Source organism: Qipengyuania benthica, from assembly GCF_030717865.1.
Lineage (GTDB): Bacteria > Pseudomonadota > Alphaproteobacteria > Sphingomonadales > Sphingomonadaceae > Qipengyuania > Qipengyuania benthica.
Genome location: NZ_JAVAIL010000005.1, coordinates 15016 through 27259, shown reverse-complemented (window position 1 = coordinate 27259; position 12244 = coordinate 15016). Strand labels below are relative to the sequence as shown.

At 54.4% G+C, this 12244-nt stretch carries 9 protein-coding genes; all 9 read left to right on the top strand.

The window, feature by feature from the left end:
- The first annotated feature begins 1 nt into the window (after nt 1).
- The 9 genes from Q9K01_RS13230 (at nt 2) to Q9K01_RS13190 (ending at nt 12238) form a co-directional block, all read left to right on the top strand.
- Nucleotides 2-940 (top strand): NAD-dependent epimerase/dehydratase family protein, encoded by a 939-nt coding sequence (locus tag Q9K01_RS13230; protein WP_305930597.1) that lies wholly within the window; start codon nt 2-4, stop codon nt 938-940.
- Nucleotides 937-1500: a sugar transferase gene (locus Q9K01_RS13225; RefSeq protein WP_305930596.1), complete on the top strand. Its 564-nt coding sequence runs from the start codon at nt 937-939 to the stop codon at nt 1498-1500. Before Q9K01_RS13230 ends, Q9K01_RS13225 begins: the two co-directional genes overlap by 4 nt.
- A gap of 158 nt (nt 1501-1658) precedes the next feature.
- Nucleotides 1659-3557: a polysaccharide biosynthesis protein gene (locus tag Q9K01_RS13220; RefSeq protein WP_305930595.1), complete on the top strand. Its 1899-nt coding sequence runs from the start codon at nt 1659-1661 to the stop codon at nt 3555-3557.
- On the top strand, nt 3554-4963 hold the full coding sequence (locus Q9K01_RS13215) for an O-antigen ligase family protein (protein ID WP_305930594.1): 1410 nt from the start codon (nt 3554-3556) through the stop codon (nt 4961-4963). Before Q9K01_RS13220 ends, Q9K01_RS13215 begins: the two co-directional genes overlap by 4 nt.
- 39 nt (nt 4964-5002) lie before the next feature.
- The gene (locus Q9K01_RS13210) at nt 5003-5755 is read left to right on the top strand and encodes a polysaccharide biosynthesis/export family protein (protein WP_305930593.1); all 753 of its coding nucleotides are present in this window, start codon (nt 5003-5005) and stop codon (nt 5753-5755) included.
- Nucleotides 5756-5780: 25 nt separating this feature from the next.
- Complete coding sequence (locus Q9K01_RS13205) at nt 5781-7997, top strand: GumC family protein (RefSeq protein ID WP_305930592.1); 2217 nt, start codon at nt 5781-5783, stop codon at nt 7995-7997.
- Nucleotides 7948-9312, top strand: a complete 1365-nt coding sequence (locus Q9K01_RS13200) for a tetratricopeptide repeat protein (protein WP_305930591.1) — start codon at nt 7948-7950, stop codon at nt 9310-9312. The genes Q9K01_RS13205 and Q9K01_RS13200 overlap by 50 nt, the downstream gene beginning before the upstream one ends.
- Nucleotides 9312-9995, top strand: coding sequence for an acylneuraminate cytidylyltransferase family protein (locus Q9K01_RS13195; protein ID WP_305930590.1), 684 nt, complete (start codon nt 9312-9314; stop codon nt 9993-9995). The genes Q9K01_RS13200 and Q9K01_RS13195 overlap by 1 nt, the downstream gene beginning before the upstream one ends.
- Nucleotides 9992-12238 (top strand): N-acetylneuraminate synthase family protein, encoded by a 2247-nt coding sequence (locus Q9K01_RS13190; protein WP_305930589.1) that lies wholly within the window; start codon nt 9992-9994, stop codon nt 12236-12238. Before Q9K01_RS13195 ends, Q9K01_RS13190 begins: the two co-directional genes overlap by 4 nt.
- The last annotated feature ends 6 nt before the right edge of the window (nt 12239-12244 follow it).

The following is a 12244-nucleotide window of genomic DNA, read 5'->3' as shown; positions in this document are numbered from 1 at the left end:
AATGATTCAGCATGTAGCAGTTACAGGCGCCGCTGGATTTGTTGGGCAGGCGGTGGTCGCGAGTTTGGCCGAGAAAGGCTTTTGCGTACGAGCCATCGTCCGCAGTGGCCACGCTAATGTTTTAGGTAGCGAACAAACAATTGGAGCGGGAAACCTACTCGAGGCTGAACTTGAACCTCTTTTCGCCGGCTGCGACGCGGTGGTGAACTGCGCCGCGCGTGTCCATGTTTTGGATAAAGAAGCGCCACAAGTCGCCGAGGCCGCTTACATGAAGGTCAATTACGAACTCGCTATTGCCATGGCCGATGCTGCCAGCCGAGTGGGTGCGAGGCGGTTCGTTCAGCTTAGCTCCGTAGCGGCGCTCACGTCCACTACGACGACAAACGAACTGGTCGACGATACAACCCCACCACAGCCAGCTTTGCCATACGGCCGCTCGAAACTAGCCGCAGACCAAGCTCTTGAGAACATGCGATCACCGGCATTCTCCACCGTTTCACTGCGGCCGCCAGCTGTTTATGGCCCCGGTGTTGGGGCCTGGTTTGCATTGCTCGCACGCGCGGCTAGAGTTGGCGTTCCCTTACCGATAGGCCGGTTTGAAAACTCCCGAAGCTTCATCTTCGTGGGCAATTTGACCGATGCAATTGCTGCGGCGCTCGCAGGCGACGCCACTGGTCCGCTAATCGTCACAGACAGTCCACCAATTTCCACGGCCGATCTTTATCGGAAACTGCTGAACCTCTCGGGCTATAACGACCGTGTGTTGAATGCTCCACGACCGCTCGTGGCTGCGGGCGCGAAATTGGTCCTTGGAAACCGTTGGTCGAGCTTTCTTGGTAGTGCCGCATATCGTGGGGATCGTTTTTCGTCGCTATTCAACTGGAGAGCCCCCTTTCCGATGGACAAAGGACTAGCCCTCACTATGGCGCACGCTCGATGATCAAGCGGACGTTCGATATTGCGCTGTCGCTTCCTGCACTGCTGCTTCTCTCGCCGCTCATGCTCGCGATAGCTTTGGCGATCAGGCTTGAATCGACGGGACCCGCGATCTTCTGGTCACAACGCTTCGGAGCGAATGGACGGCTTTTCGCTATGCCCAAGTTTCGCTCAATGCGATTAGACGCCCCTCAAGTGGCGACCCACCTTCTCAAGAACTCAGAGCTACATTTAACCGGCCTCGGACCGTTTCTGCGCAAAACGAGTTTGGACGAATTACCGCAACTGTGGAGTGTGCTAAAAGGCGATATGAGCCTTGTCGGACCTAGGCCTGCACTTTTTAACCAGGCAGATCTCATGGAGATGCGGTGCGCCTTTGGCATCCACCGGCTTCGGCCAGGCGTCACAGGGCTGGCACAAGTCTACGGCCGGGACTCACTGGAATTACACGAGAAAATCGCCTACGAGGCTGAGTACTTTAAGCGCCGCGGATTTTTTCTCGATCTACTAATCATCGCCAAGACTGTTCGACGCGTTTTTGCCGCGCGCGACGTTTCACATTAGATGAGCTGGATGAGTATATGGAAAAAAAGCGAAGATCGGACCGCCAATTTGCGCGTCGACCTCTAGGTATAGAGTTAACCCTCCTTAATTTTTTTCAACCAGCGATAATGCGAGCTTCACTCGTATTGACTTGGCCACGGTGGCTGAAACAGCTCGTCGTGTCGCTTGCCGATACAGTCTTAATTCTATTTTCTGTTTGGAGTGCATTTGCACTTCGTTTGGGCGAATGGAATTTATTCGATTGGCCTGCGCAGCGTTTTGCTCTGACAATGCTCGTGGTCTGGTTCCCGGTAGCACTTTACCAAAAGATTTATCACTCAATCTTTCGTTACAGTGGGCGTGGCACAATGGTGGCCTTGACACTCGCAGTTTCGATAGCCTCAGTACCATTGATTTTGATCTACGGGCTCTGGACCTATCCAGGAGTGCCCCGCACAATTCCGATCTTAGCTCCAATCCTATTTTGGGTTTTTGCGATAACTGCGCGAATTATCGGTCGGTACATCCTGATTGATCTGTTTCACTCTCAGCCGAATCATGAAAAACCCCGACGGGTTCTAATCTATGGAGCCGGTAGCACAGGGCAGCATCTCGCGACCTCTCTCAGTAGCGAGCAGGGAATGCGATTGATCGGATTCATAGACGACGACCCAGCAAAAATGAATCAACGGTTAGAGCGAGCGCCAATTTTTTCTTCCGACGACCTGCAATCTTTGATCACAGCGCTTGGTATTACCGATATCATCCTCGCGATTACTCGCGTACGCTTTAGCAGACGCCGCGAAATTCTTCAGAATCTCAAATCGTATCCTGTTAATGTCCAAGTACTTCCTACGGTGCGCGATGTATTCGATGGTCGACTTATGAGCGATGCTCTCCGGCCAGTTCAGATACATGACTTGCTTGGCAGACCACCGGTGGCGCCTGACGCAGCGTTGATGGAGACTTCGGTCCGTGACAAGGTGGTAATGATTACCGGAGCCGGGGGGTCGATTGGAAGCGAGTTGTGTCGTCAAGCCCTACTGACGCAGCCGAAAGCCCTTATCCTTGTTGAGGCTACAGAGTACGCTTTATTTGCGATTTTTGAGGAGCTTTCTCGTGCCTTGGATATCTCAGCAGTCTCCGAGAGGCCCCTATTATTTGCAAGACTTGTTAATATTGCCGATGAGCGTGCCGTCAAGCGCTTGTTCGAAGAATTCTCTCCACAAACCATTTACCATGCGGCTGCGTATAAACATGTCCCGTTGTTAGAGGATAACGTGCTCTCTGGTTTACAGAACAATTTGCTTGGTACCCGCAACCTCCTCCGTGCGGCGGAAAATTCTGGCCCAGAACGATTTATTTTTATCAGCACGGATAAGGCAGTTCGCCCTCCGAACGTCATGGGCGCTAGCAAGCGGTTGTGCGAAATGATCCTGCAGGATGGCGCGCGCTCAAAAAAGCCTGGAGACATGATCATTGCGATGGTCCGATTTGGCAATGTGCTCGGATCAAGCGGATCGGTCGTTCCGACATTTCAGAGACAGATTGAAGCTGGCGGGCCAGTGACCGTCACCCATCGTGAGGTTACGCGGTATTTCATGACCATAAGGGAGGCCGCTCAACTCGTGATTCAGGCGGGAAGTATGGCCGATGGCGGGGAGGTATTCCTGTTAGATATGGGTCAGCCAGTTAAGATCTGGGACCTTGCGCGCAGTATGATCAAATTAGCAGGTTTGACAATTTGTGAAGACGGGAAGGAGGGCGACATAAAAATAGTCGAAACCGGTTTAAGAGCGGGTGAGAAATTACACGAGGAACTCCTTATTGGGTCTGAAGCGCGAGCCACCTCGCACCCACGCATTATGAAGGCGAACGAAACCTTTCCCGACACTTCGACGCTGCACGATGTCGTGCTTAGCATTCAGCGTGCCATAGGTTCAAATGATGAAGACGCGTGTCGGAGAGCGCTGGAAAGGGTGGTGCCCAGCCTTAAAGCTCAGGCAAGGCGAGAAGCAACGGTCAATTCTCTTGAATCAACGTCCCGCCAAATTCTATCGGAGTCCCCAAGACTATGAATGCGCCTTCGTTCAAATTCATGCGCCTGGTTTCTCCCGAAAAACTCCTGCTGATTTTTATTGGCATTGTGTTTGCCCTTGGTGGTGCCTCACGCGCAGACGTTTGGTCACTGATTATTTTGCGCCCGCTTGCGGTTGTGTTGTTAATATATGCTCTTGTATCTTTGCCAGCCCAATCATGGCGGGAGAATCGTGGAATCCTTCTGCTCGCAGCCGCGTGGGTGGGGCTGGTCGCGCTACACCTCATCCCCCTACCACCCCAAATTTGGGAGAGCTTTCCTGGGCGTGAACTGGTTGTTCGCATCGACACCGCTGTCGGCACAAGTGGACTTTGGCGGCCGCTTAGCTTGGTGCCGCATAGAACTATTAATGCGCTGCTGTCACTCAGCGTCCCCCTTGCAGCCCTCCTAATTGCGCTATCCCTATCACCCAAAAAACTCAATCTCACGATCTACGCATGTATGATCGCTGCGTTTGTAAGCGCTATTTTTGGCCTTCTTCAAGTCATAGGTGGTCCGAACAACATATTTTATTTATACGACGTCACCAACTCCGGCTCGGCCGTTGGCCTTTTCTCAAACCGCAACCATAATGCGATGCTCTTGGCTTTGGCCTTGCCTTTGGTAGCCGCTTCTGCCTCACTCTTCCCCACCACAAAGGAATTCGCCCGGGCTCGGCAATGGCTGTCCGTGGGTATCGGTATATTGCTGCTGCCCTTCCTACTGGTTACCCAGTCGCGCGCGGGAATAGTGCTCGGTTTGGTCGGTATTGCCGCAGCTGTCTGGGTATATCGCACTCCGGAGGGGGCCCAACAGAGGCGAAAGAGAGATATCAAGGTTTATACGCGTTGGTCCGGCGCAATTTTGGCGATCGCTGGGATCGCCCTAGCAACCCTCATGATGACGGGTGGCAACGCCCTCGAGCGATTGATGCGAACCGGCAGCTCTGACGACGAGCTGCGCCTTCAAATTTGGGGCCCGATTGCTCGTCTCGCTATGGACTTTCTGCCTTATGGTAGCGGCATCGGTAGCTTTGAGGAGGTTTACAGAATTGGTGAGCCGACCGAGTTACTCCAGCCCCAATATATCAACCACGCGCATAACGACTTTTTGGAGATCCTCCTTACGGGTGGCGTTCCCGCTGTGGCCCTTTTGACCCTGGCCGCGATTGTGTTTTTGCGGCGTGGCTTTGGCCTTTTGAAGGCAGAGCGCAGTGACACAGCTATCGTAAGGCGGCGCCTTGGCCTTTCGGTTATCGCCATTCTGATGATCGCTAGCCTTTACGATTACCCGCTCCGTACGCCATCGTTAGCCGTGGTCTTTGCCCTTGCTGTTGCGTGGTTTGCTGGTAGTGCCCGGCAAAGCTTTCGCCAGCCTTCGCCGGAGCGCCGAGTGGCCCAAGCCTGAGATGGCCGGGTGAAACTTAATTTAGAACGAGCAGAGTGTATGGACAAACTTTCGCCGAACCTTCGGATCAGTGCGCTTCTGAGCGTGGCTCTGTTTTTATCAGCGTGCGGTCGCACGCCCCCGCTCGAAAGCACCGGCGAGCTCGTCGTGGTCGATGGTAGCTCCTTGCCAACACCGTATGGCGAACTTGCCCCCCCCGGGGTAGAGGGGGAGTTCTCGGCCCGCCCATACCTTGTCGGACCATTTGACAAGCTGATAATCGATGTTTTTGGAATTGAGGGCCTCCAGGCCCGTGAAGTGCAGGTCGACGCATCGGGTCGCGCCTCCTTCCCTTTAATTGGGTCCTTCGAGGCGGCGGGCAAAACGCCGACACAAATAGAAGATGCAATCGAAATTGCATTGCGCGAGCGTTTCATACGCAACCCCCAGGTCACCGTGAATCTGGAAGAGACAGTCAGCCAAATTGTGACGATCGATGGACAGGTGATCAAGCCAGGCCTCTATCCGGTAATCGGAAATATGTCGCTCATGCAGGGTATCGCCACATCGGGGGGAGTCACCGAGTTTGCCAAACTTGACGATGTGGTCGTATTTCGCGAAACGCAAGGACAGCGCTATGCCGCTCTGTACAATCTTGGGGCAATCCGGCGGGGCCTCTACCGTGACCCGGACATCTACGCTGGCGACATCGTAATCGTAGGCGATTCAAGTGCGCGCCGAATGTTCCGCGACATCCTTGCTGCCTCCCCGCTGTTAACCACCCCAATTATCGCCCTAATGCAAAACAACTGAATTTAAAGACAGTAGACTGGCAATAATGAACAAATTAGCTCCTTCGACTGAGCTGGCAGCACATGCTTATCCTGCTGGCGGCCTGAAGCAAACCGACCCGACATCGGCTGGTACTGTCACGCCTATTTTACTCGAGTATCTAGAGATTGCTCGCCGCCGCAAATGGGTGATCGCCGGCGTGATGCTCGCGTTCCTCATGATAGCACTTGTTGTAACTCTACTGATGCGCCCGGTGTATTCGGCAACTACTCAAATAGAGGTTAGTCGCGATCAAAAAAGTGCCACCAATATGCAGGGCGTTGAAGCCGAAGCTGCTAGCCGCGATCTCGAATTCTACCAGACCCAGTACTCACTACTAGAGGCGCGCTCGCTCGCCGAACGCGTCATGCGTAACATGCGTCTTGCCAGCAATGAAAACTTTTGGGACGCACACTCTATCGATCCAGAAAGCATAGCCGAGGCTTCTGGTGAGGCAACTCCTGGTGTAGATTTGCGCCGTACCAGTGCTGTCCGAGAGAAAGTCGTTATTGAGACGTTGCTCGAAAATGTATCGATCGAGCCCATTCGAGGCTCATCTCTTATTAATATAACTTACTCCTCTTACGATCCAGAGCTTTCTGCACAGATCGCCAACACCTGGGCCCGGGAGTTCGTCGAGCAATCAATCGCCAGAAAGTTTAGTTCTACCGCTGAAGCTCGCGATTTTCTCGAGGGGCGGCTGGAAGAATTACGTCAAAGATTGGAAGCCTCAGAACGCGCACTCGTTGACTATGCCACCACTCGTAACATTGTGACTCTCGACTCTGGAGGCGGGGGAAGTGGGGGCGCGTCTGCGCAGATACGTGAGCGAACGCTCGCTGCTGACAGTCTCGAAGCACTTAATACCGAACTCGCGTCGGCGACAGCTGCGCGGATTGAAGCCCAATCTCGCGCAGAAATGACCGGTACAGTCCAGAGCAATGAAACGTTGGCAAGATTGCGAGAGCAACGGGCGAGGTCTGCTTCTGAGCTTGCTAATCTGCTCGTCCAGTTTGAGCCCGAATACCCGACAGCTGCCGCGCTTCAAGGTCAGGTCAACGAACTCGATCGCGCAATCGCGCGGGAAGTGAGGCGCATCGCTGATGAACAATCCCAAAGCTATAAAGCGGCCGCTTCACGCGAAGCGCAACTACGGGCTCGAGTGAACGCTCTCTCCGGCGAGGTGCTCGACCAACGCAGTGATGCAATTCAGTACAATATCATTCAACGCGAGGCGGATACCAACCGCCAACTCTATGACAGCTTATTACAGCGCTACAAAGAAATTGGCGTCGCCGGCGTTTCAGCAAATAATATTACACTCATCGATGAGGCCCAGCCTCCTCAGGAGCCCTCTTCGCCCAATCTGCTATTGAATCTTCTCCTATCGTTGCTTGGCGGGGCCCTGGTATCGGTCGCCATAGTCTTTTTGCTCGAGCAATCGCGCGAGGGTCTTAACGATCCCACCAAGGTCGGCGCTCTTTTGGGCTTGCCGCTCCTTGGGAGCGTGCCGAAAGCCACTGATGAAGAAGATTTGGTTGCTTTGCTCAACGACCCAAAGACAGAATTTTCCGAAGCATATTTTTCCATACGTTCTGCTTTGGCCTTCACCACCTCGCATGGTGTTCCCAAATCGATGATGACTACAAGCACTCAGCCGGCCGAAGGTAAAAGCTTGAGTGCATTGGCGCTGGCTACTGTCTTGGCGCGGGTTAACCGCCGAGTGATTTTGATCGATTGCGACCTGCGTAACCCATCCGCGCATGCCCTTCTTCGCACCGACCGCGACGTCGGCGTTTCCAATTTCCTTGCTGGAGAAGAAGACATCAGTGCGCTGATCAAGCCCATTAACGAAAATCTCGATTTTATGCCCGCCGGCCCATCCGTCCCGAGCGCCGCCGAATTGTTCAGCACCGATCGCTTCGAAAAACTCGTAAGGAAATTGGAGCAAGAGTACGATCACGTGATAGTCGATTCCGCGCCCGTGATCGGCCTGGCTGATGCGCCGCTCATTGGTCGCGTTGTCCAAGCGGTGGTCTTTGTAGTCGAAGCCGGAGGGGTTTCGGTTAGAGGTATCAACGCAGCGCTCGACCGTCTTCGTTCGGCGAACGCGCCGCTCATCGGTGTGATTGTCACCAAGCTGGACAAAGACACCTCAGCCTATGGCTATGGGTATGACTATTCATACAAATACCATTCTGAAAACGATGCGAAGCATGCCTGATCCGCGTACCTTTTCCAGCGAACAGACTATCTGGTCAAAACTTTCTAATTTTTGGCGTGTCTTCCTGTTAGCCCTGACATTGGCAGCGGCATATTTTGCTGCCACTGTTTCTGTAGCCGCAATCTTTGATACAGCCCAGCCAGCGCTCGTCTTGCGGGTTTATGGCAATGCTCCGGGCTCTATTGCGCGGATGGCAGATCTGGAAATTGCCAGCGCGACTGCGCAGATCCAGAGCGCCAGAAGCAGCGACGCACCACCGCAAAGCATGCAGGATATGGCCAATGCCATGTCTCCTGCTACGATACAGCGCATCCGGCGGTTGGCTCTGCTCGGAATCCGTGAGGCCCCCCTCAACAGTCCAGCATTGCGACAACTTGCATATTTAGAAACAGACGAAGCAAAGCGCACCGATCTGCTTTTGCTCGGCAAGGAGGTCTCTAGACGTGACGTCGGGGTGGCTGCGCAGCTTGCTGAAATTCAAGTTCTCGGCGGTGATGCGCGTGCCGCGTTTGCAAACCTCAACCGCGCACTTGTCGTTTCCGATGCATTAGATGCCCAAATGTTCCCGTTGCTTCTGCAAGCATCGACCGACAAGGAAGCAGAGCGGCTGCTACGAGAATTATTGGCCAAAGATCCAATTTGGGCAGAGCGCTTCGCGCGTCACGCTACAGCCAACGAAACTTCCGGCGCGCTGTTCGCGCGACTGGTTGACTCCTTGCCTGAGAAATCCAGGGCGCGTTCGGCTGACTATGGCCAGCAGCTTATCGATCGCTTGGCGACGGTTGGTCAGTATTCAGATGCCTTTCGCGCATATCGCGCTTACTCTGCAAGCGCGCAGGACTTTTCAGCCTTCGGCAACCAGGCCTTTCCACCCATCGATTGGCGTCTGATTGACAATCTGGAAAGCGGTGCCCGCCTTCTCGATATTGCCGGGCCAGTATCCGAGATATTTGTCAATGCTGGCCGCCAGGGTCAGGTCGCACAGATATTAACACGGCTTGATCCCGGCAACTATGCGCTGCAGTTTACCCTCGATGATCTGCAAGGCTCTGGCGGCACACTCGAACTGACTCGCGTCTGCCTGAAGGATGCCGAGGAACTGTCGGTGGCGTCCGACCAGACGCCGTTCGTAGAAGGCCTCGTCAATCTTGGTTTCACGGTTCCGGCAAATTGCCCATATCAATCACTTCGCCTGCGAGCCTTGGCGGGCAACCAATCGACCAACGCGCTGCTAAGCAAAGTCACGCTGCGTCGTGCCGGGCGTCCAGCCGCGCGTTCTGCCCAAAACTATCGAGTGGCCGACGGATCCGATTGATGCGTTCTCTGGCTATTATTCCAGCCCGTGGCAATTCAAAGGGGTTGCCAGGAAAAAATATCCGCGAGATAGCGGGTAAGCCACTTATCGCCTGGTCTATTGAACAAGCTCTTGAGTCGTCATTCGTAACCGACACTCTCGTCAGCACCGACTCGCCCGAAATCGCAGATGTTGCCCGAGCCTCGGGCGCGCTCGTCCCGTTCCTGCGGCCTTCCCATTTGGCGAGCGATACCGCGGCGACAGAGCCCGTAATGCTCCACGCATTGGCGGAGATGGAGCGCAACCGTGGTGCTTACGATCTAATCCTACTGCTACAACCTACTTCGCCATACCGGACATCGGGGACGATCGACCGTGCTTTCGAGAAGTTCGTTGAGACGGGCGCCGATAGCCTTTTGAGCGTAGTCGAGAGCCACGCGTTCTTGTGGCAGCGCGATCCGGTCCGGGCGAGTTACGATTATTGTAATCGCCCGAGACGGCAGGACATCAAACCTGAAGACCGGCGTTATCGCGAAACGGGTTCGCTTTATCTGACGAAACGCCAAGTGCTTGTGGAGCAGGAAAATCGTCTTGGCGGAGAGATCATGCTATTTGAAATGAACGAGAAGGAGGGACTCGAAATCGATTCCCTGACTGACTTCGTCGTTCTTGAAAGCATCATGAAAGAAGCATTAAACCAATGATTATCGATCATGATTTAAAGCCATTCGTTGTCCTTGCCGAAGAAGATGTGATCACGGCGCTTGGCAAAATCAACAAAAACAAACGCGGCGCGGTATTATGCATTTCGCAGTCCGGTAGACTCGAAGGCGTGTTAACCGATGGCGACGTGCGGCGCTGGCTAGTCGAGGGGGGGCGCTTCGACACCGAAACATCCGCTTTAGAAGTCGCCAATACAAACTTTACCGCCATGCGCGAAAGCCATAGCGAGGCCAGCATCGCGGAATGCTTCTCCGAACGGGTCGAATTCGTTCCGATCGTCGATGCGCAAGGCCGGCTGACTGCGATCGCTTGGCAAGACGCGGGCACGATGTCGATAGGCGGGCGGATTATCGGGCCGGGCGAGCCGTGCTACATTATTGCGGAAATCGGTAACAATCATAATGGTAGTCTTGACCTTGCAAAGGAATTGATCGAGCTCGCTGTAGAGGCCGGTGCGGACTGCGCAAAATTCCAGATGCGCGACATGAGTTCTCTCTACAAAAATCAAGGTGACGCCGATGATCAAAGCGCCGACCTGGGTGCACAATACACGCTTGATCTGCTGTCCAAGTTCCAGCTGTCAAATGATGCGATGATCGAGGCATTCGACTACTGCAAAAAACTGGGCATCCAACCGCTTTGCACGCCGTGGGATCAGGCGAGTCTCGAAATCCTCGAAAATTATGACATGCCCGCCTACAAACTTGCGTCAGCTGATCTCACCAACCATCAGTTGGTTTCGGCCATGGCGAAGACAGGAAAAGTACTAATCTGTTCGACTGGGATGTCGACGCAAGCTGAAGTCGAGGACGCGGTTGCAGTCCTGAAAGCGCATGCCGCCTCGTTTGTGCTGCTCCACTGTAATTCGACCTACCCAGCCCCGTTCAAGGACATCAACCTCGCTTACATGGATACCCTTGCAAAATACGCCGACAAGATGGTCGGCTATTCGGGCCATGAACGCGGTATACATGTACCCATCGCGGCGGTGGCGCGCGGTGCGAGGGTTGTGGAAAAACATTTCACGATTGATCGGTCAATGGAGGGGAATGATCATCGCGTCAGCCTTCTACCGGGCGAATTTAAGGAGATGGTGCGCTTGATCCGCGACGTCGAGGCAGCGTTGGGGACCGACAAGCCACGCATGGTGACCCAAGGGGAGATGATGAACCGAGAGGTGCTGGCAAAAAGTCTAGTCGCTGCTCGGCCAATTTCTAAGGGCGCGACCATCCAAGAAGCCGATCTGGAGTCACGTAGCCCAGGCCAAGGACTCCAGCCCTACCGGCGCAGGGACCTAATTGGGCGGAAGGCGAAGCGCTTGATGGAGCCCGGCGACTTCTTTTTCGCCAGTGACCTCGACGAGAGCCAGGCGGTTGCGCGCAATTACGATTTCAAGCGTCCTTTTGGTTTGCCCGTCCGGTATCACGACCTGCGCAATTTGACCGCTGCAACCAATCTTGACCTTGTAGAGTTCCATCTTTCCTACAAGGATTTGGAGGTCGAAGTCGAACAAGCTCTTGGGAGCGAGCGGTTTGATGTCGATCTCGTTGTCCATAGCCCAGAGCTTTTTGCCGGGGACCATGTGATGGACCTTTGCTCGCACGATCCGGAATATCGCCAGCGTTCAATCGACGAACTGCAGCGAGTAATTGACGTTACGCGCACTCTCGCCGCGCATTTCGCTTGCGAGCGGCCGCCGATCATAATCAATGCAGGCGGTTTTAGCGCCGATGGTCCTTTACCGGTCGCAGATCGGCCGCGGATGTATGAGATGATCGCCGCTGCCCTTGCTGGGCTCGAAAAGGAAGGGGTTGAGATTATCCCACAAACGATGCCGCCCTATCCTTGGCACTTCGGTGGGCAGCGCTATCACAACCTGTTCATGTCGGCCGATGACATTGCAGATTTCTGCGGGGCGCATGGCTATCGGGTCTGCCTTGACATCTCGCACTCGGCGCTTGCTGCAACCCACGAGCGTACCAGCTTCAAGGACTTCCTCGAAAAGGTTGGGCCGCTCACCCGCCACCTGCATATTGTCGATGCGCAAGGAATCGATGGCGAAGGCTTGCAGATCGGTGAAGGAACCGTGGACTTCGCAATGGTAGCTGATGTGCTGGACCGCACAGCGCCAGACGCAGGCTTCATTCCCGAAATCTGGCAGGGCCACAAGGACGGTGGCGCGGGCTTCTGGTGCGCCCTTGAACGGCTCGAAAAGTGGTTCTGAAACAAC